The sequence below is a fragment of the Halanaerobium saccharolyticum subsp. saccharolyticum DSM 6643 genome, assembly GCF_000350165.1.
GTDB lineage: Bacteria > Bacillota > Halanaerobiia > Halanaerobiales > Halanaerobiaceae > Halanaerobium > Halanaerobium saccharolyticum.
The window spans coordinates 182,266-204,403 of sequence record NZ_CAUI01000021.1 but is presented as its reverse complement, the minus strand read 5'-3'; the positions used below and the strand labels follow the sequence as shown (position 1 = coordinate 204,403).

Sequence of the window (22,138 nt, the reverse complement as noted above, 5' to 3'; positions counted from 1 at the left end):
CGAAATGAAGCGCAAAAAATCAACCACAATTTTTATTCATATATTTTTAATCATTTCTGTACTTTTAGTCTCATTTCCAATACTGTATGCTTTTATGGTCAGCACGCTTAATGTAAATGAAGTCTATTCTTCCCCACCAAAAATACAGCTTGGAAATAATATGATTAATAATTACAAAGCAGCCTGGCAGCGTTCAAATATGGACAAACTTCTCTTTAACAGTGCATTTATTTCTATAGTTACAGCAGTTGGGAAAATTGTTCTTTCCATTTGTGCTGCTTTTGCCTTTGTCTATTTTGGTGATTTCCCGGGCAAAAACATACTTTTTATTATGATTTTAATTACTCATATGCTGCCACTGCCAATTAGAATTGTTCCTACTTATCAATTAATGGACAATTTAGGCTGGCTCGATACCTATTATGCACTGACAATTCCTTTTTTCGCCAGCGCTACAGGGGTGCTTTTATTCAAACAATTTTATATGACAATACCAGAATCACTTTTAGAAGCAAGTCTAATGGATGGGATTACACCTTTGAGATTTCTCTGGTCTATTTTAATTCCACTTTCTAAAAGTAATATTGTTGCTCTATTTACAATAGAATTTATCTGGGTTTGGAACCAATATTTATGGCCGCTGGTAACAACAAATAGTGCCAATGTACGTGTAGTTCAAATCGGTTTAAAAATGTTAATTCCTTCAGATGCTCAACCAGAGTGGAACGTAATCATGGCAGCTTTAATCATTGGTGTTATACCACCATTATTAGTTTATTTGACTCTGCAGAAAAGTCTGGTTGAAGGATTTGCCATGCAGCAAGATAAATAAAGATAGATATAATTTATGATCTATATTAAAGGAGGGATATGCTGAGCTGAAATCAAAAGATTAATATTTAATTGGGGGTGAGATTAAAAAAGTTCAATTTGAGAAGTTGAATGATTATCTCAAAATTATCTTGTCTATGTCATTTTCATTTTTCATCAAAAAAAGGAGGTGTAATCTTCATTTATTCAAATAAATGAAGAAAATTTATGTTTAAAAAATCTATTATTATTTTAACCTTAGTCACTCTCTTTACTTTTAGTGCAGCTATGGTTTCTGCTCAGACAATAGAATTGGAATTTTGGCATGCCATGAGTGGTGGTCGTACTGCTGCAGTAGAAAGAATTGTTGATGGATTTAATGCAGAGCATGATGATATTAATGTAACAGCTCAATTTACAGGTAGTTATGCAGAAACTTTAACACAGGGGATTTCTGCTGTACGGTCAGGTAATCCACCCCACATTATTCAGGTTTATGAAGTAGGTACTCAAACTATGTTAGATAGTGAAGCAATTGTGCCTGTTTACGAAATAGCCGAAGGTAAAATTGACTTTGGCAGTGTTATTCAGCCTATTTTAAATTACTACAGTGTTGATGGTAAATTATATTCTATGCCTTTTAACTCTTCAACTGCTATGCTTTATTATAACAAAGATGCATTTGCAGAAGCCGGTATAGAAACTGTCCCTGGAACCTGGGCTGATATTGAAGAAATGGGTCTGCAAATAATTGAGAATGACGCAGCTAATCACGGTTTATCATTTGGTTGGCCAGCCTGGATCTTAGAACAAATGCATGCTTATCATAACCAACCTTATGCCAATAATGATAATGGCAGAAGTGGTCGAGCAAGTGAAGTTTACCTTGATCGTGACTTTGCTAAAATGGTACTAGGAACCTGGACAGATTTAGTAGAAAAAGATGTGATTGCTTATGGTGGACGAGAATATTCAGCTAATCAAGACTTCTTAGCCGGTGAAGTTGCAATGTTAATTCAATCAACTTCTTCTCTAAGTTCTATTATAGAATCTGCTGATTTTGAAGTTGGCACCACTTTCTTGCCTCGTTTTGAAGGACAGGGTATTGGTAACTCAGTTATTGGTGGAGCATCACTCTGGGTAATGCAGGGACACAGTGATGCAGAATATGAAGCAGTAGTAGAATTCTTTAAATATCTGAGTTCAACCGATGTAACAATTCAGTGGCATAAAGATACAGGATATTTTCCTGCTACAAATGCAGCTGTTAAAACTTTAATGGATAATCGCTGGTTCAGTGACAATCCTAACTACCTAACTGCTTTCCTACAGGTTTTAAGTGGAGTTCAATCACCAGCAGCTAATGGTGTGCTCTTAGGTAACTTTGTAGAAATTAGAGATATTGTTGATACAGCTGTAGAAGAAGCATTTACAGGAGTTTCTTCAGCTGAGGAAGCTTTAGACAAAGCTGATGATCAGGCTGATAGTGTACTGGAAGATTATACAGAGCTATTTGGTAATTAGAATTATCAATAATATTTAAAAGATAAATGTTATAAGCTCAAAAAGAGAGCCTTAACTTTTTAGTTGGGCTCTCTTCTCATAATTATAGCGCTAATTTACTGTAAAATAATTATACCTATAAATATAGTTAAATAGTTGAAGCAATTGAAGGGAGAAGCCGATGAGTGATTTAAAAGAAATAAACTTTTTTATATTAGATATGGATGGCACCATTTATCTTGAAGATAAAATACTTTCAAAAACACTTGATTTTTTAGCAAAACTTGAAAAAACAAATAAAGATTACATATTGTTGACTAATAATTCTTCTAAAAACAGAAATGATTATCAGCAAAAACTTTCAAAAATGAATATTAATCTTCCTCCAGAAAAAATAATTAATTCTGGAGAAACTACTGCTGCTTACCTGGCAGCTCAAGGTCGAAAAAAAGGAAAAAGAATTTATCTTTTGGGAACAGATTCTCTAAAAAAAGAAATGGAACGTTTTGGACATCAGATTATAAACAAGGAAAAAAAGATTAGAGAAAAGCCAGAGAAAGTTGATTATGTAGTTTTAGGATTTGATAAAACTTTAACCTATCAAAAACTGTGGGATGCACATCAATTAATATTATCAGGTGTAAAGTATATCGCAACTCATCCAGATTTAGTCTGCCCCTTACGAGGTGGAAAAACACAACCGGATACAGGTTCAATGATAGAATTACTAGCCGCCTCTACAGGCATGAGGCCTCTAATTGTTGGTAAACCTTCTAAACTTACTGTAGAATTTATTTTAAAAAGATTTAATTTAAAAAAATCCGAATTAGCTATGGTAGGAGATCGTTTATATACTGATATGAAAATGGCTCATGAGGCAGGCATCACCGGCATTTTAGTCTTAAGCGGCGAAACTAAGCGAGAAGATCTAAAAGATTTAAACGATAATCAAAAATACTTTAATTATGTTTTCGAAGATGTCGGAGGAATTATAAACCGTTTATAAAAATTATCGATATCAAAAAGAGGATAAAAACAATCTGTAATCTAATTTTACAAGACTGTTTTTATCCTCTTAATTATTAATATATTAATGATTTAAATATCTATAAACTGTTGCTTCTGAAGTCTGGAGTTTTTTTGCAACTTTAGAAACTGAATTCTTTAACAAAAAGACTCCTCTTTTATCTAGCTTTTTAGTAATTTCTTTTTTTTCTTCAGCAGTCATTCTGCTTGGTGGAATTGATTTGCTACCAATCGAATTTTCAATCATTGAATCAATTAATTCTTCAATAGAAGAAGTGAAATTCTCAGCAAAATTTTTGTCAGTATTATTTTCTTCAATATCATTTCTTTTCCCGATCATAGTATTTAAAAGATCTCTAGCTTCAATATATCTGCTCAAATCAATATTTATACATAACATGGCAATAACCTTTTCCTTCTCATCTCTAATAAAATAAGTTGATGATCTAAGTTCCTTACCATCATGTGTTTTGCCATTATAATTAGATAAATAATCACATTCAAGATTTTCTTCATCTTTTAACACATTTAAAGCTAAATCAGTTAAAGAATCTCCAATTTTTCTACCGCTAATATGATTATTTTCAATAGCAACAATTGAATTCTCAAAATCTTCAACATCATGAAGCACAACCTCACAATGTTCACCCATAACTTCAGCTAAAAACTCTGTTAATATTTTGTATTTAGTTAAAATTTTATCCTCCACAATTCTACCTCCTCAAAATTTAAATTTGACTCTAATAATATTAAATATTATTTAATTTGAACTACTCTATGCTCTTTTCTATAAATATGTATTCCTTCATATCATAGTATAACTAATTTAAAAGACTTAGGTCAAGTTAAATTTTTTGTTTGTAATAGATAAAAGGCTCAATCAAGAGCCTTTTATCTATTATCTATTTACATTGATTGTGTTTTTTTCAATTCTTGATTTTCAAGTCCTATTTCCTTATCTTCATCTAATTTAAATACTGCTACACCTAAAAATGCATATATAATAGATATTAGTGGAGAAATGAAAGGAGTAAAGGTATATGGAATATATCCTAAACTAATATCTAAAACATTTTGTATGTAAACTGAAACTACTCCCCATGGTAATACTGCACAGCCTAAAGTAGCAGCAGATTCTAAAGTTCTAGATAAAACATTAGTTTTGATATTCATTTCCTTATACGCTGGTGATAAAGTTCTTCCTGGCAGAAGCATGGAAACCATCATTTCACCAGTAGCTAAAAGCATTATATAAGCTGATCCTAAAGTTGCTAAAATTAAGTTTCTTGGAGTCTTGATATATTTCATTAAAGAATTTAGTATCACTTTTAAAACTCCAGTTTTTTCTAATATACCACCCATTGCAGTAGCCGCCATTATAATTGCTACTGTACTCATCATACTATTTACTCCACCTTGAGTTAAAAGGCCATCGATTAGTTCAACACCTGTATTTGAAACATAACCATTGGCAGCCACATTGATTAAATCTTTAAGAGCAGCTCCTTGAGTAAAGACTGCAAAAACACTTGCTGTCATAAAGCTTGCAGTTAAAGTTTTAACCGCTGGTGTTTTATTTAAAGATAATATAATTACAACTAATGGAGGTATTAAGGTAAGTAAAGAAATATTAAAATTGTTTTGTAAAGTATTTAAAAGGGTATTTACTTGTTCTAAATTTGATTGTCCAGCCAAAAAACTACGGCCGATAAAAGTATAGAGCGCTAAACTTGTTAAAGCAGTTGGGATTGAAACATACATCATAGAACCAATATGATCAAATAAACCGGTATCACTCATTGCAGCAGCAAAGTTAGTCGAATCTGACATAGGAGATAATTTGTCACCAAAAATGGATCCCGAAACAACGGCTCCAGCTGTTACAACTGCTGGTACTCCAAGTCCTTCAGCTACTCCCATCATTACAATTCCCATTGTTGCAATAGTTCCAAATGAACTTCCAATCAAAAGTGAGGTTATTGTACAGAGTAAAAATGCACTAGGTAAGAAAATACCAGGTGATAACAATTTCAAACCATAATAGACCATAGTCTGTATGGTTCCTCCTAGTATCCAACTTCCTACAACCATTCCAATCATTATAAGAATCATTAATACTCCAAGACTATTATTTATACCACTAATCATGCCTTCTTGAATATCTTCCCATTTATAACCGAGATAAGTTGCAAATATAGCAGCAGTAATTGCACCTAAAACCATAGCTGTTTCTAATACTAATGCGGTATTAATACTAATTAAAATAACAAAAATAACTAGAGATAATGCAAAAATAGATTCCTTAAAAGTTGGTTCTCGCTTTTCTCTATTCTTTACCATTATTATATACTCCTCTCAAGTATAGCTTCCCTTTTACTATTTTCTTATTTTTCAGATTTTTCAACTTTTTAATTAAGCAGCTGAGATATTATATCTCAGCTGCTTTAAGTTTATGATTTGATTGACTATTCAGCTATTAATTGATCATTTAGTGGTTCAAATTCAGAAGTGAAGAATCTTAGTGTTGGTGGTTCATATACAAATTCCAGACCACTGATCTTGTCTCTCTTTTCATAAAGATCAATAACTGCATTAGCAACTACATCCATGTGAGCATAAGTATATACTCTTCTTGGAATAGTTAATCTTACAGTTTCTAATTTTGGATAGTGATGAGTACCATCTGCATCTCTTCCTGCAGATACAACACCTCTCTCCATAGATCTAACACCAGATTCAAGATAAATTGCTGCAGCTAAAGCCTGAGCTGGTAATTGATCCTGGCTTAAGTGTGGTAAGAATTCTCTTGCATCAATGAAAACTGCATGTCCACCCACAGGTTTTATAATAGGAATTCCAGCTTCTTCAAGCTTATCTCCTAAATAACGAACCTGCTTAATTCTATGCTCAATATAATGTGGATTAACTGACTCACGGATACCAGTAGCCATAGCTTCCATATCTCTACCAGCCATACCACCATATGTGGGCATACCTTCGTATACAACTACTAATGATGTAGCTTCTTGATACATATCTGCATCATTCATGGCTAAAAAACCACCAATGTTAACCATGCAGTCTTTTTTACCACTCATAGTAGCACCATCAAAGTGATTCATCATTTCTTTCAAGATTTCTTTAACACTTTTATCTTGATATCCATCTTCTCGTTCTTTAATATAATAAGCATTTTCAACACATCTAGTAGCATCTGACATTACCATAATATCATTTTTCTCTGAAATTTCTTTAACTTTTTTAATATTTTCCATACTTACAGGTTGTCCACCAGCCATATTTACTGTTAGAGCAACATTAATATATGGAATGTTTTCTGCACCGACTTCTTCAATTAAATTTTTATATTTCTCTATATCAACATTACCTTTAAAATCACCTTTCACATCAGGTTGGTGTGCTTCATCTACAATTACATCAACAAATTCACCGCCATTTAATTCCTGGTGAGCTTTTGTAGTTGTAAAGTACATATTACCAGGTATGTAATCTCCTTCTTCAATCATAATCTGAGATAAGATATTTTCAGCACCTCTACCCTGGTGAGTTGGAACTACATGATCAAAACCATAAATTTCTTTAACAGTTTCTTCTAATCTAAACCAGTTTTCACTACCACCATAAGCTTCATCACCGATCATTAATGATGCCCACTGCTTATCACTCATTGCAGTAGTTCCACTATCAGTTAGCAAATCAATATATACATTCTTTGAAGGAAGTAGAAATGTATTATAACCTGCATCTTTCAGAATTTCTTTTCTTTCTTCTCTGTCTGTCATTTCAATAGTCTCAACTGTTTTAATTTTAAACGGTTCTGCTGGATATTTCATAATAATTTAGCCTCCTATTTTTTTACTTTCTTTTTTTAGCAATTGCTTCTATTTCTATTAAAGAATCTTTTGGTAATTTAGATACTTCAATACAAGATCTTGCTGGTGGTGCGCCATCAAAATATTCTGCATAAATTTTATTAACTTCACTAAAATTATTTAAATCACTCAAAAATATTGTTGTTTTTAAAATGTTATTACAGTCAGAATTAGCCTCATTTAAAATGAATTTCAAATTATCTAAAGATTGTTTTGTTTGTTTTTTAATATCATTTTCAACCATTTCACCAGTTTCTGGATCCATTGGTAATTGGCCTGAAGTGAAAATAATATCATCACTTAAAATTGCCTGCGAATATGCTCCAATTGCTGCTGGAGCATTCTTAGTAGAAATTTGTTCTCTCAATTTAAATCCTCCTAATTTTATATATTTATTAAAATAATCTATTTCCTATATTGATCCATCTCAGTCCCCCTTATTTGAATTTAATTAATTAATAAATTATTTTTATTGTGATAATAACTTATTATTATAATAACAATTTATTATTATTATGTCAAGAGTTTATTATAAAATTTTGAAAATTATTTTCTTTTCAATTATTTAAAAGCTATTTAGAGCATAAAAAAAACTCCCTCTTGCAAGGGAGTATCTTTATACTATTCTTTTTTAATAACATGATCAATTTTTAAATCTATTTATCGTAATTATAGAATTTCAAATCTAAAATTCAAATTTATTAATTGATTTAGCCAGGCTTTCTGCAATTTGAGCCATATTTTTAGCAGAAGAAATAATTTCTTCAGTAGCAGCAACCTGTTCTTCAGAAGATGCTGCAACTTCTTCGGCATTACTAGCAGCTTCCTCACTTACACTATTAACCTCTTTTAGATAATTTTTAACTGTGCTGCTGTTTTCCTCTACTTTATTAGTCTTGCCATTTATTTCGTTGATGCCTTCAACTACAGCTTCAGAATCATTTTTAATATCTTCAAATACTTTACCTGTATTTTCAATATTATTTACACTCTTATCTACCTTATTTCTATTTTGATTCATCTTATTAACTGCATTTTCTACATTATCCTGAACCTTAGCAATTAAATTAGAAATATTATCTGTAGCACTTTGTGACTCTTCAGCTAACTGTCTGATTTCATCAGCAACTACTGAAAATCCACGTCCTGACTCACCTGCACGAGCTGCTTCAATTGCTGCATTTAAAGCTAATAAGTTAGTTTGATCAGCTATTCCTCTAATTAATTCAACAATTTCGCCAATTTCCTGAGAAAGCTCACCTAATTTATTAATAGTAGCTGATGCTTCTTCAGTATCTTTTTTAACTTCATTAATTCCATCAACTGACATATCAACTTGTTTAGTTCCAGATTCTATGTTATTCATAACTTTTTCAGTATCTTCTCTCATAACACTTGCTCGCTTAGAAATCTCAATCAAATATTCTTCTAAATTCTCAAAAACTTTTTCAGTTTCATCAATTTGAGCAGACTGTTCTTCCGCCCCAGAAGCTACATCCTGTATAGAGCGGCCAACATTTTCAGCACTGTCACCAACCTGTTCTCCAGCTGCTGATAGCTCCTGACTGGAAGCCGCTACCTGATCAGCCTGTTTTGAAATATCTGAAATTATTTCAATTAGACTTTCTCTCATTTTATTTAAGGCTTTCATTAATAGATTAAACTCATCTTTATTTTTAGAAACTTCCAATTCAGATTTAAGATTTCCATTTGCTATATCATTTGCAAAATCTAAGATAGATTTAATTGGACTAACAATATATTTACGGAAAGCAATAAAAATAATAATACTTAATAAAACTAATATAATGATAGAAGCAAATATAATACGACTGATTATTGTATTAGAAGCTTCTTTAATCTCACTTTCAGGAACCTCAGCCATGATATAACCTGGGATTTCATCCAATTGTCTATAGGATACCAGTCTTTTTTCAGCTTCTAACTGATAAGTAAAATATTGTTCATTATTATTTGTCAATGAACTTAAGCTGAAGTTTTGATCAATATTTTCTTTTTCTAAAACTTTTTCAATTTCTGGATGAGCTATATACTGCCCATTTTGATCAACTATATAAGATTGGCCCTGCTGCCCAACCTGAACGTCATTAACCAGGTTACTTAAAAAGTTTAAATTAACATCTCCACCTAAAACACCCTCAAACTGACCATTGATAAAAACAGGTGTTGCAATAGTAATTACAAGTTCTTCAGTTGCAGCATCTACGTAGATATCTGTCCAGATAACCTCAGAATTCGACTTTGCATCTTGGTACCAGCTGCGGTCTCTCGGATCATAATCGGAAGGTAAAGAAACTTCAGGAAAAGGATAATGATCTCCCTGTGGTGTACTAAAATACAAATAGTTGAACTGATCATTATATTCAGCTACTCTGCTGAAAATTATTTTCTTTTCCTCATAGTCACCCTCAACTATGTTCTTATTTGTTGCCAGAGTTTCAATAACCTTTCTGGTCCCTCTTAGTTGATTTTCTACCTCACTATCAATATACTCAACTGTTTTTAAATTCCTGTCTAAAGCCAGCTTAGTTGTTTCTTCCTCAACTTTATTACTAATAAAATAAGTTAAGACTGAAAAGGCTAAAATTAAAATTACCACTACAGTTAAAATTGCCTTCACCGACAAACGGTTCATAAATGAAATTTTTTCTTGATTTGAAGAATCTTTTTTATTTTTTTTCAATTTTTTTATCCTCCTGTTTTAATTTGTAATTTTCTCTTTTTAATTATTTATATATTATATTCCCTTAACACAATTAAAGAAACCAGACAGAGCTGGTTCCTTTAATTTAGAAATTTATTTTTTTTATTGATTTTTCTATTCTCCGGCAGCTTTTTTATCCTGGAAATCTCGGACAAAAATCATATTTTCCATTTCTTCAAGAGCCTTATCTAACTGCTTATCACTACCGTCTTCCTGAGCAGCTTCTAGATCTAACTCAACATTTGTGCCCGGTTCAATTCCTTTTTCGTGAATATAATTTCCATCAGGAGTATAATAACGCGCAGTAGTTATGCTGACAGCAGAACCATCTTTAAGTGGTACAACTGACTGTACAACACCCTTACCAAAGGTTGTTGTTCCAATTAACTTACCCCTATCATAATCCTGAACAGCACCTGCAACAATTTCTGAGGCACTGGCAGATCCTTGATTAATTAACACAATTAATGGAATTTGAGTATCAGATGAGATCTTTTCATTAACTTCTAAAACTCTTTCAGTCTCATCTTTTTGTCTAACAGAAACTACCACTCCCTCATCTAAAAATACTGAAGCTACATTTACAGCTTCATTCAATAAACCACCTGGGTTATTTCTTAAATCAAGAATAATTCCACGGGCTCCCTGTTCTTTTAAGTTGGCAACGGCTTTTTCAACATCTGTTCCTACATCTTCAATAAACTGAGCTAAAGATATATAACCAATGTCTTCAGTTTTCATTTCAGTCTCCACATAAGGAACTTCAATATCTTTACGAGTTATTTCCACATCAAAAGGGTCTTCATCTCCACGCTTAATGGTCAAAATAACATCTGTATCTTCTTCTCCCCTCATCATATCTACAGCTTTCATTTGTGACATTTCTGCTGTTTTCTTGCCATCAATGGCAGAAATCACATCCCCAGCCCTTAAGCCAGCTTTTTCTCCGGGAGTATTTTTTATTGGAGAAACTATAGTCAATTTATTGTCCCTCATTGTAATTACAATTCCGATACCACCATAATGACCTTCATATTCCTGCTGCATTTCCTCATATTCTGAAGCAGACATAAAATATGAATAACGATCAACTTTATTTAACATTCCGTCTATGGCACCTTCAATTAAAGTTTCAAAATCAACATCCTCAACATAATAATTCTGCAGCAAAAACATTACATCTTGAAAAGCATCTGCTTTTGTGTAATCATTTGCCTGCTGTTCTTCTGTAATTTGATCATCAACTGTTCCATCCTGCGCAGAAACTACAAAAGAAAAGGAAAAAAAGATTAATAATATTAAACTAAAAAATATTATTTTATTGTTAAAAGCTTTTCTAATTTTTTTCATTAAATCTGCCACCTACTTTCTATAATTGTATAAATCAAAAAAATTACCACAAAAAATTATAATTTCATTCTTATTCTAGTCTTAACGTACTATTTCTGTAAAACCTTCGCCAAGCACTTCGTGAACATTACTAATAATTACAAATGCATCTTTATCAATATCAGCTACTGCTCTTTTTACTTCTGAAACTTCAGAGCGGGAAATAATACAGAGCAGCACTCTCTTTTTTTCTCCAGTATAACCACCCTTAGCTGCAAACTCAGTTGTACTTCTATTTAAATCATCAACTACCATCTGATTAATTTCTTCGGCTTTATCAGAAATGATAAGTAATCCTTTTTTAAAGTTTAAACCTTCTTGTATAACATCTATAGTTTGAGAAGTAATAAAAATTGTAACTGCTGCATAAAGAGCAACTTCTAAATTGAAAAAGATTCCGGCCAGGGTTACAACAATTCCATCTGCAATCAATAACCCTTCCCCAACAGAAATGCCTGTATAATAATTTATCAATGATGCAATTAAGTCCGTACCCCCTGTAGTTCCACGGAATCTAAAAACCAGACCCAGACCAATACCTCCGACCACGCCTCCATAAATTGAAGCTAATAACAGATCATCAGTTAGAGAAGTCATATGTGGCTGCAGCAGATCAGTGAAAATAGAAAGAGAAGCTATTCCATAAATGGTTCTAACTCCAAAACTCTTTCCCATAATTTTTACCCCTGCGAGGAAAAGAGGAATATTTATAATTAACATAGTTATTCCAATTGGAAAAGATGTTATGTAATAAATAACAGTTGCTAAACCACTTACTCCCCCAGCTGCAATTCTATTTGGCACCAAAAATACAGTTAAGGCTAGAGCAATTAAAAAAGAGCCCGCCGTAATTCCTAGATACTCAATTATATTTTTTTTGTTCAAAATTTATACCCCCTGATAAACTTATACACTTATTCTAGATATTTAGATTTTAATACTAAAAAAATAAACTTAGGTAATGATAACATTCTACCAAAACGAGACGGCTCCTGCAGTAATCTGTAAAACCATTCTAAGGCAGCCTTCTGCATCCAAAGCGGTGCTCTATTGACTTCGCCTGCCAGCACATCAAAACTACCACCAACAGTCACTGCAGCCCCAACCTTCAATTTTTTTAAATTACTATCTAAAAATTTCTCCTGCAGTGGAACTCCCATTCCCACCAACAGTAAATCAATGTTTTTTGAATTAATTTCTTCAATTATTTTCTGCTGATCATCATAATCTATATAACCGTGGTGATAACCAGCTATATTTAAATTTGGATAATCTCTTTTTAAATTTTCTACTGCTCGATCAACAATACCCGGTTTGCTGCCTAAAAAATAAAAATTAATATCTTCTTCTGCAAATTCTTTGAATAAAGAGCTGATCAAATCAAAACCAGCAACTCTTTCTGGCAAAGGCTGCCCTAAAATTTTAGAAGCAATAACAACTCCAATCCCATCCGCAGTTGCCAAATCAGCAGAATTTAAGATTCTAGCAAGTTCAATATCTTCAGCTGCCATTGCTATCATTTCTGAATTTGGAGTTACAACTAAAGAACTTTTTTCGTGATCAAAAATTAGTTCTTTAATTCGCTCAACTGACTGCTCCATATTTGCCTGATCGATATTTACATCAAGTATTTTTATCAGCTTTCGCAAGAGTCAACCTCCTCTAAAACAAGCTCAGCAAAACTCTCTGCTTCAATATTTTTCTGCTTCAAAAATTCTGCATTTTTTTTGCGAAGGCTGTATTTTTCACCAAATATATATTCCAATTCATTTACTACTTTTTCTACCTCTAAATTTTCTAATTTTATTAAAGGTAAATAATCTAATTCAGACATTAATCCTTCAATTTTGGGGTCATAACTCAAAGCAAGCAGCGGAATTTTATTTAAAAGAGCAAAAATGAGACTATGTAAACGAACACCTATAAATAAATCTAGATGAGAAAATTCTTTTAGTGCTTTTTCAGGTGCTTCAGGCAAATTATTAATTTCAGCTTCAGAGTTTAATTTATTTTTTAACTGTTGAGAAATTCCTTCATCTGAGCCCTGATGCATTGGAAATATGATAAATTTAATATTCTTAGCTTGAGAAAATCTATTTAAAGCAGCAGCTAATTGATTAATATAGTCTACTGACCAGGGCCTAACAGAAACTCCGATTTCGATCTTACCTTTAATCCTTTGTCTTTTGTTATGTAAAGGATCATGAAGTCCAAAGACTGGATCAACTGTTAGCTCAATATTTTTTTTGACTCCAATTTTCTTTAATAATTGTTCAGTACCTTTATCTCTAACACCTAATAAATTAAATCTATTTAAAGTAAAAGATGTTAACATCTGGCTCCATTTTTTATTTAAAGGGCCAGCACCCTGAGCATAAAAAACAGTTTTTGTTCCCTGAATTTTTGCCAACCAGGCAAGTCCTAAATAATAAGGTACAGAAAAATTACCAGTCACATCCTGCAGTAGACTGCCACCACCACTAATAAAAAGATCTGCCTCAGCTAGTGCTGATAAAATTTCAAGAATTGAATTGCGGCTAACCGCCTTAACATTATATAATTTAGCTGTTTTGGCTGGAGAAGCTGACAAAACAGTTATCTCTAAATCTTTATTTTTCTTTTTTAATAGTGAAGTTATACCAGCTAAAATCGCCTCATCTCCGAGGTTATTAAAGCCATAATAACCAGAAATCACAATTTTTTTCATTTTTTAACCCCATAAATAATAATATTTTTTATAAAAACGATTGAATAATTTATAAATAAAAATTAAAACTAAAGCTATTACAAAACTGAGCCAATAAGCATGAAAAGTTCTCAGTAGTGATATTATAACAGGTGTATGAAGATGAGAAAAAGTGTTGACTGTTGTAATAACTCCAACTGAAGCCAGCATTAAAAATGGATAAAAATAAAGCTCTTTTCGTTTTTTAGCACTCAAATATAACGAAAATATAAAGATTGGATGTCCAATCAAAAACTCTTTAAAACGAGGTCGCACATAAAGTATTTTTTCTAAGAAACTGCGGACAGTTAATTCCCATGCAGGTACCGGCAGCAGAGGAAAATTGCCTGTTCGACCAATATAAATAATTGCTATTAAAGCCAGGCCTCCTGCAATAATTAAATGTTTAATTTTAATAACACTTTCCAGCAGCCTGGGTATTTCTTTTGTTAGTTTTTTTCTACCTGGTTGAATAAAGTAATAAAGTGAAATAATAATTAAAGGCAGCAAAAACGCTATTTTAACACCTCTAAAATCATTAATCTTAAAAATAAAATCACTGCTGTTTAGAGCGGCACTCACAAATATTCCTCCGATTAAAGCAGTTAAAACAGCTGCAGAAAAATTAAAGAACAGATAAGAAAGACTTAATCCACCCTCAAGTTCTTCCCCTCCTTTATCTTTTTCCAGTAGAAAAATAATAACAGCTACCGAAGGAAATATTATTGCTGAGCCAAGAGCAGTTATCTGTCTTAACAAAACTTCTCTTCCACTCTGTAATAAAATCATTCCAGCTCCAGCAGATAATAAGAAGAAAATATTCATAAAACTTGAATAATTAAAAGCACTAAAATAATTTAAAAGTAAAATTCCAGCAGCAGTTACTCCTAACAAAACTGTTAAAAGGTGCCAACTTGAATTACTAAAATACTTGGCTGCTTCAGAATTACCTAATTTATATCCTTCAGTCTCTAAATTAGAACTCAAAGCAGAAAGTAGATTTAAATTTCTTTCAACCAGCCGATTTCCCTTAAGATAGGGTTTATGATAAATGATTTTTACATTTCTCTCTCTAACTGAAAGTAAATAACGGCTTATTATTTCTTGATCAGCTGCCTGTTCAACTTCCTCCTGCTGCATACTGTGAGTACGAAGCATTTTATAATCATTTAATACAGCTAATTTTTCTGCTCCAGCTTGAGCAGCTATAAAAGCCTCTACTTTACCAAAAGTTAAACCATACTTCTCCATTAAAGAAGCAGTTTCTTGAATTTTATTTGGATAACCGGTTACTTCTTCACCATCAAAAATTAAAAATTTCGGTTTTATCAGTTCAAGATTACTTTTTAAAGCAGAGAAAGCATTAACTTTATTATTGCTCCTGTATGCGATCTTTAAACCAAGTTCTTTCGCTTCTTCAACCTGATTAGAATTATACCCTAAGCTTAAATCTTCAAGGCTTTGATGCCAGTTAGGAAAATAAAGTAGATCATAAGCGTTAGTCTTTATTAACTCAATTGAATATTCTGCTTTAAGTTCTGGTGCCAAATTATTAATCTGATTTTTTAGAGAATCACTAAAAACTGCAAAAATAGCTGAATTATCGAGTTGATCAACCTCTATTCCACTATTTTTTAACATATTTTGTAATTCCTCACCTGCAAAAAAAATATCCAGAGCTTCTAATCTTTTTACACTACCCTTATCTATAAAATCTTCTAAGCTCTGTTGGTAAACAGCTAAGGCTGTAATTCCATTTTCTTTTAGATTTTGCAGATTTATTCCTGGAGCCAGCGCCTTTAACTCTGTATAACTTTCACCATCCATAACTATTTCTACTCCCGGCTTTTGGTCGACCTTATTAACTCTTGCTGTTAGAGTAAAAGCTGCTGCAATAAAAGTTATTAAAATAATTCCGATCAGTATTTTCTTCAAAAAATTCACCTTTTCTATAAAATATTTACTTTGCGCTTTTATATTTTAAATATGATTCTATAAATTCATCTATATATCCATCCATCACCTTATCTACATTACCTTCCTCAAAATCGGTGCGGTGATCTTTAATCATATTATAGGGATGGAAAACATAAGAGCGAATCTGGCTGCCCCAGGCGATTTCCTTATGTTCACCGCCCAGTTCATCAATTTTTTCTGCCTGTGCCTCTTCTTTCAGCTCAAGTAGTTTAGAAGCTAAAATTTTCATCGCTGTTTCCTTATTTTTATGTTGTGACCGCTGGTTTTGACACTGAACCACAACTCCAGTCGGCTGGTGAGTAATTCTAACTGCCGAATCAGTTTTATTTACATGCTGTCCCCCAGCTCCACTGGCCCTATAAGTATCTATTTTTAAATCATTTTCATTAATATCAACTTCTATATCATCATCAATTTCTGGCATTACATCAACCGAGGCAAAAGAAGTATGTCTTCTGCCTGAAGAATCAAAGGGAGAAATCCTGACTAAACGATGAACTCCTTTTTCTCCTTTTAAATAACCATAAGCATAATCACCATTAACCATCATAGTCACACTTTTAATTCCAGCTTCTTCACCAGAATTAAAATCTAGGGTCTGCAGTTCATATCCATTTGTTTCTGCCCAGCGGCTGTACATTCTAAGCAGCATCTGCGCCCAGTCCTGAGATTCTGTTCCACCAGCACCTGGATGAATAGATACAATTGCATTATGATCATCATATGGCTCATTTAACCGCAGTTTTAATTCAAGTTTTTCCAGTTCTTTTTCAAGCTCTGTTAAAGTAAGCTTTAACTCACTATCTAAACTCTCATCTTCTTCTGCTGCCAGTTCGAAATAAACCTCTGCTTCTTCAAATTTTTCTTCCAGCTGCTCGATAACTTTTAATCTTTTTTTAATCAGATCAAGTTTCTGCGATTTTTTGCGTGCATTTTCTTTGTCATCCCAGAATCCACCAGCAGCCATCTCAGCTTCTATATCTTTTTTGTTTTGAAGCAGTTTTTCCCGGTCAAAGTAAATCACTCAAATCCTGAAATCTCTGCTTTAATTCTGTAAATTTATCTTTAAAGTTTTTGCTCACTCCAATCATCTCCCACAACATTTTTTATATTTTTTACCACTGCCACAGGGACAGGGATCATTACGACCAGGTTCTTCTTCCTTAACTACAGTATTCTGACCAATACTTCCATTGCCAGCGTTAGCTTTATCTCTGCCCTTGGCTTGACCTTCTAGAGCTGTCTCTGGCGAGGAGTAATTTAGCTGTCTTTGATTAATTTGTTCTTTTGGGATTCTTTCTTTTTCTTCAACCTCAACTTTAAAGGCAGTTTCTACTATATCTTCTCTAATCGAAGAAGTCAGTTCATTAAACATATCAAAGGATTCAAATTTATATTCTGTCAATGGATCCTTTTGCCCATAGGCTCTCAAACCAATACCCTGTCGAAGTTCATCCATATTATCAAGGTGATTCATCCATTTGCGATCTATTACTCTTAAAGATAAGAATTTAATTATTTTATTGAAACGATCTGAATCCACTTTTTCTCTTTTCGCTTCATAAGCAGCTAAAGAACTGAGTGTTATTTTTTCTTTAATGTCAGTTTTTGATATAGAGTCTAAATCATCAACATTTATTTCCTTAGCAAGACCAATACCATGTAAATATTCAAACATTCCTTCTAAATCCCATTCATCTGGGTGTAAGTCTTCTGAAATAAACATTTCCATTACATCATCTAAAAGCTGTTCCAGCATCCCAGCAATTTTTTCTTCTAATTCATCTGTAGTCAGCAGAGTTTTGCGCTGTTCGTAAATAACCTCACGCTGCTTATTTAAGATATCATCATATTCTAAAATTGCCTTTCTGAGATCAAAGTTTCGACCCTCTACTTTTTGCTGGGCTCGCTCAATAGAATTAGATATCAGCTTATGCTCAACCGGCTGATCTTCTTCTACACCCAGTTTATCTAAAATACCGTTAATTTTATCTGAACCAAAGAGTCTTAATAAATCATCTTCTAAAGAAACATAAAATCTAGAAGATCCTGGGTCTCCCTGACGACCAGCACGTCCCCGCAGCTGATTATCAATCCGACGACTTTCGTGACGCTCTGTTCCTAAAACATGTAAACCTCCGAGTTCTACTACACCTTCACCTAAAACAATATCAGTACCACGACCAGCCATATTAGTAGCAATGGTAATGCTGTTTTTCTGACCAGCATCTTTAATGATATCAGCTTCTCGTTCATGATTTTTAGCATTTAAAACTTCATGAGGTACTCTTTCTTTTTTAAGCTCTCGACTTAACATCTCCGAATTTTCTATATCAGCAGTACCAACAAGTACCGGCTGACCTTTTTCATATCTTCCTTTTATTTCTTTAATTACAGCTTTATATTTAGCCTCTTTATTTGTAAACACCAGATCAGATTTGTCATCTCTAATCATTGGTTCATTTGTTGGTACAACTACTACCGGCATATCATATATTTTAATAAACTCTTCTTCCTCAGTTTCTGCAGTACCTGTCATTCCAGAAAGTTTATCATACATTCTAAAGAAGTTCTGCAGAGTAATCTTAGCAAAAGTCTGGCTTCCTTTTTGAACTTCTACGCCTTCTTTAGCTTCTATAGCCTGATGTAAACCCTCACTATAGCGGCGACCTTCCATTACTCTACCAGTAAATTCATCAACTATTTTTACAGCTCCATCTTTAACTATATAATCTCTATCTTTTTTCATTAAAGTATGGGCTTTTAAAGCCTGGTTTAACTGATGATTGAGCTTGAAATTTTCTTCTGAATAAAGATTATCTACATTTAATTTCTTTTCTGCTTTCTTAACACCAGCTTCAGTTAATGTTACAAGTTTGTTTTTTTCATCAATCTCATAATCTTCTTCGCGCTTTAAAGCAGGAATAACTCGATTAAATTTTCGATAATCTGAACTTTTTTCCTGGACCGGACCTGAAATAATTAAGGGAGTCCGTGCCTCATCAATTAAAATACTATCTACCTCATCTAAAATTGCATAGTGATATTCCCGCTGGACTAAATCTTCTTCCTTATAGGCCATATTATCACGCAGATAATCAAAGCCAAATTCATTATTAGTACCATAGGTGATATCACAATTATAGGCCTCTCGCCTTTCGGCTGGAGACATCCCACTTAAAATTACTCCAACTGACATTCCTAAAAAGCGATAAATCTGACCCATCCATTCACTATCTCTTTCGGCCAAATAATCATTAACAGTTACTACATGTACACCTTTGCCGCTTAAAGCATTTAAATAGACAGGTAGAGTTGCAGCTAAAGTTTTACCCTCACCAGTTTTCATTTCTGCAATTTTACCCTGATGAAGTACAATTCCTCCTAAAAGCTGTACATCATAATGACGAAATCCAGCTTCAGTGGACCTCTTAGAAGCTTCGCGTACTACAGCAAAAGCCTCCGGCAGCAGTTGATCCAGACTTTCACCATTCTGATATCTATTTTTAAATTCTTCAGTTTTAGCTTTTAATTCCTGATTATTTAGAGCTTCCATTTCCGGCTCTAAAGAGTTAATTTCCTCTACAATCGGTTCTAATTTCTCTAATTCTTTTTCATTTGCATCTTTAAATAAGTTCTTGAGGAACTCAAACATTTATCTTCCTCCCTAAGGTTAACTTTAATATCCATTTGATTATATTTTTAATCGTTTTCTCTAATTAATAGCCATTTATTATTTCAATCAAAATAATTATATCATCTTAGGCTTTAAAACTCAATCAAAGCCGGAGTTCTCATGATTAGAATTTCATTAGTTTTAGTTGAGGATATTTAAACTATATTAAAAAAAGCTGAAGAACTGAAAAAAGGATGCTCAACTAAGAGCATCCTCATTAAATCATTATTATTTAATTATTAACCAAACGTAGGCTCAATTAAGCCATAATGTCCGTCTTTACGCTTATAAACCACATTGGTTTCTTCTGTATCAGCATTGTGGAAAACAAAGAAGTCATGATCTAAGAGATCCATCTGCATACAGGCCTCTTCTACATTCATTGGTTTCATTGGGAAGCGTTTTGTTCTCACAATTTGAGGTTCAAAAACATCTGTATCGACATTTTCCTCATCATTACCCAACTGATGGTTTAAAACCTGTTCTTTTCGCTTCTCCTTATATTCTTCTTTATATTCCTGTTTTTTCTCGATGTATCTATCATGAATTTTAGTTTTATATTTTCTAACCTGGCGCTCAAGTTTATCCATTACACCATCAATAGAAGCATACATATCGCCAGAAGCCTCTTCACCTCGTAGAATTAAACCCTTAACAAAAGCTGTAACTTCTACAATATGTCTTTCTTTTTCTACTTCCATGGAGATCTGAACTTCCATCGGTTCTCCATTGAAATACTTTTCTAGTTTCCGCACCTTCTCCTCTGCGTGCTTCTTTAGAGCTGGGGTAACATCAATGTTTTTACCATAAGTCATAATTTTCATGAAGCTCACTCCTCTCTTACAACTATTAGTATTGTTATATTTTACTTCTGTATATTATATTATTCTACAAATTAGATATAATTCCTGCTTAATCTTTTAATTATTCTATTTTTACCGGAACAGATGCTGTTGTCAACACATAGACATTAGCAGCTTCCATTTCTTTTAAAATAAAGTGAGATATTTCAGAAGAAGTCGTTCCGGTGGTGATAATATCATCAATAATTAAAATATTTTTATCCTTAAAAATAGCTGAATCAGTGTCTTCCTCAAGTTGAAAAGCCCCTTCCAACTCCATTTTTCTAGCCTTTTTAGTCAGTGTATAAAGTGGAAGTGAGTCTTTAACTCTTGAAATAACATCTTTATATTCAATTTTAATTTTTTTCGAAAGTGCTTGAGCTAATCTTGCTGCCTGATTATAACCACGATAATTTTTGCGTTCTCCGTGCATCGGAACTGGAATTAAATAATCTATATTTTGATCTTTAAAATATTCATCATAGTAAAGAAATAACATCTGGGAAAAAGGACCCGCTAAATCAGGTCGATGACCATATTTATATTCTAATAAAACCTCTCTTGCATAACCTGAATAAGTAAAAACACTGCGGGCAAAATTATACGGTGGTCGCTCTTCGCTGCATTCTGGACAGTGTTGCCCCTCAATTAAAACTGCTGGCACAACTTCTCTACCACAGATTGGACAGGCTTCTGTAATAAATGAAAATCGCGAAAGACAGCGATCACAAATTCCTTCAATTTCTGAGTGGTCATATTTGCGTCCACAAGCCAGGCAGACCGGTTTTTCAGGATAAATTAAATCTTTTAAAACATCAAGTACTTTCAATTTTAATTAACAACTCCTTTGAGATTGTAATGTTCACGAAGATCATCAATCTTTTTCCTGGCTCTTTGGAGAGCATTATCAACGGTTTTTACATTAATCTCAAGTTCATCAGATATTTCTTGATAAGATTGGCTATTTAAATAAAGCATAAATACATTCCACTCTAAATCTGTTAACTCTTCTGAAAGCTCATCCATAATTGTAACTAGAGTTTCCTGACAGATAAACTTTTTTTCTAGATCTTCGCCTTCATCTGGTAAAATTTCGTTGAAAGTCCTGCCAGTTTCATTACCATAGTCCAAGCTTTTATCAAGAGAAGCAGATGTATTTAATGGCATATGTTTCTGTCTATTTGCTTTTTTAATTGCAGATACCAGCTGTCTGTGTACACAAAGCTGTGAAAAGCCCCTAAAGGAAGCCCCTTTCCCTTCTTTAAAGTCTCTAATTGCCTTATATAAACCAACTCTACCTTCCTGAATTACATCATCGCGATCCAGGCCTTTGATAAAAAAGAATCTAGCCTTAGCATAGACTATATCCATATTTTGATCTATTAGATATTCAATTGCAAAGTCATTTCCAGCCTGGGCCATTTCTATAATCTCTTCTTCTTCCTTCTCTTTAAACAAGAGTATCCCCCCATCCTGGTACTAGTTTACCCTCAAAAACTAATTAGATCCTGAAATGAAATTCCTAATTCCAGCATTGTAACTCCTAAAAGTAAGAGGGTAAGCAGAATAAGA

General features: G+C 33.0%; 18 protein-coding genes. 3 read left to right on the top strand and 15 right to left on the bottom strand.

Features of this window, described 5'->3' with window-relative positions; translation table 11 throughout:
* The first annotated feature begins 4 nt into the window (after window positions 1-4).
* The 3 genes from HSACCH_RS09410 (at window position 5) to HSACCH_RS09400 (ending at window position 3,319) form a co-directional block, all read left to right on the top strand.
* Window positions 5-832, top strand: a complete 828-nt coding sequence (locus HSACCH_RS09410; protein WP_005489413.1) for a carbohydrate ABC transporter permease — start codon at window positions 5-7, stop codon at window positions 830-832.
* Between the two features lie 206 nt (window positions 833-1,038).
* Window positions 1,039-2,334, top strand: a complete 1,296-nt coding sequence (locus tag HSACCH_RS09405) for an ABC transporter substrate-binding protein (RefSeq protein WP_005489412.1) — start codon at window positions 1,039-1,041, stop codon at window positions 2,332-2,334.
* A 160-nt stretch (window positions 2,335-2,494) separates the two neighbouring features.
* Window positions 2,495-3,319, top strand: a complete 825-nt coding sequence (locus HSACCH_RS09400; RefSeq protein WP_005489410.1) for an HAD-IIA family hydrolase — start codon at window positions 2,495-2,497, stop codon at window positions 3,317-3,319.
* 84 nt (window positions 3,320-3,403) lie between these two features.
* Here the strand turns inward: HSACCH_RS09400 and HSACCH_RS09395 are convergent, their stop codons facing one another.
* The 15 genes from HSACCH_RS09395 to sigH all read right to left on the bottom strand — a co-directional run bounded on the left by HSACCH_RS09395 (window position 3,404) and on the right by sigH (window position 22,024).
* Window positions 3,404-4,048, bottom strand: coding sequence for a helix-turn-helix transcriptional regulator (locus HSACCH_RS09395; protein ID WP_005489408.1), 645 nt, complete (start codon window positions 4,046-4,048; stop codon window positions 3,404-3,406).
* Window positions 4,049-4,245: 197 nt separating this feature from the next.
* Window positions 4,246-5,679, bottom strand: coding sequence for a Na+/H+ antiporter NhaC (nhaC, locus tag HSACCH_RS09390; RefSeq protein WP_005489407.1), 1,434 nt, complete (start codon window positions 5,677-5,679; stop codon window positions 4,246-4,248).
* Window positions 5,680-5,804: 125 nt separating this feature from the next.
* Complete coding sequence (locus HSACCH_RS09385) at window positions 5,805-7,193, bottom strand: tyrosine phenol-lyase (protein ID WP_005489406.1); 1,389 nt, start codon at window positions 7,191-7,193, stop codon at window positions 5,805-5,807.
* 22 nt (window positions 7,194-7,215) lie between these two features.
* Window positions 7,216-7,599 carry a RidA family protein gene (locus HSACCH_RS09380; RefSeq protein WP_005489405.1) on the bottom strand — a complete coding sequence of 128 codons (384 nt, stop codon included), beginning with the start codon at window positions 7,597-7,599 and terminating at the stop codon, window positions 7,216-7,218.
* Between the two features lie 318 nt (window positions 7,600-7,917).
* Window positions 7,918-9,936, bottom strand: a complete 2,019-nt coding sequence (locus HSACCH_RS09375) for a methyl-accepting chemotaxis protein (protein WP_005489403.1) — start codon at window positions 9,934-9,936, stop codon at window positions 7,918-7,920.
* A gap of 135 nt (window positions 9,937-10,071) precedes the next feature.
* On the bottom strand, window positions 10,072-11,307 hold the full coding sequence (locus HSACCH_RS09370) for a S41 family peptidase (RefSeq protein ID WP_005489402.1): 1,236 nt from the start codon (window positions 11,305-11,307) through the stop codon (window positions 10,072-10,074).
* Window positions 11,308-11,388: 81 nt separating this feature from the next.
* Complete coding sequence (locus HSACCH_RS09365) at window positions 11,389-12,231, bottom strand: YitT family protein (protein ID WP_005489401.1); 843 nt, start codon at window positions 12,229-12,231, stop codon at window positions 11,389-11,391.
* A gap of 29 nt (window positions 12,232-12,260) precedes the next feature.
* Window positions 12,261-12,995: a WecB/TagA/CpsF family glycosyltransferase gene (locus tag HSACCH_RS09360; protein ID WP_005489400.1), complete on the bottom strand. Its 735-nt coding sequence runs from the start codon at window positions 12,993-12,995 to the stop codon at window positions 12,261-12,263.
* Entirely contained in the window at window positions 12,983-14,053 is a 1,071-nt protein-coding gene (csaB, locus tag HSACCH_RS09355) for a polysaccharide pyruvyl transferase CsaB (protein ID WP_005489399.1), read from the bottom strand. The genes HSACCH_RS09360 and csaB overlap by 13 nt, the downstream gene beginning before the upstream one ends.
* A 3-nt stretch (window positions 14,054-14,056) precedes the next feature.
* Entirely contained in the window at window positions 14,057-16,015 is a 1,959-nt protein-coding gene (locus HSACCH_RS09350) for a DUF5693 family protein (protein WP_152416010.1), read from the bottom strand.
* 16 nt (window positions 16,016-16,031) lie between these two features.
* Window positions 16,032-17,130 (bottom strand): peptide chain release factor 2 gene (gene prfB, locus HSACCH_RS09345; protein ID WP_235044012.1). Its coding sequence is split into 2 segments (ribosomal slippage): window positions 16,032-17,060 and window positions 17,062-17,130, totalling 1,098 coding nucleotides; the frame shifts between segments, so codons are not numbered across the junction.
* Window positions 17,131-17,135: 5 nt separating this feature from the next.
* Entirely contained in the window at window positions 17,136-19,703 is a 2,568-nt protein-coding gene (gene secA / locus HSACCH_RS09340; protein WP_005489395.1) for a preprotein translocase subunit SecA, read from the bottom strand.
* A gap of 260 nt (window positions 19,704-19,963) precedes the next feature.
* Complete coding sequence (gene hpf, locus HSACCH_RS09335) at window positions 19,964-20,548, bottom strand: ribosome hibernation-promoting factor, HPF/YfiA family (protein WP_005489394.1); 585 nt, start codon at window positions 20,546-20,548, stop codon at window positions 19,964-19,966.
* A 100-nt stretch (window positions 20,549-20,648) separates the two neighbouring features.
* Window positions 20,649-21,395: a ComF family protein gene (locus HSACCH_RS09330; RefSeq protein ID WP_005489393.1), complete on the bottom strand. Its 747-nt coding sequence runs from the start codon at window positions 21,393-21,395 to the stop codon at window positions 20,649-20,651.
* A gap of 2 nt (window positions 21,396-21,397) precedes the next feature.
* Window positions 21,398-22,024: an RNA polymerase sporulation sigma factor SigH gene (gene sigH / locus HSACCH_RS09325; RefSeq protein ID WP_005489392.1), complete on the bottom strand. Its 627-nt coding sequence runs from the start codon at window positions 22,022-22,024 to the stop codon at window positions 21,398-21,400.
* Between the last annotated feature and the right edge of the window lie 114 nt (window positions 22,025-22,138).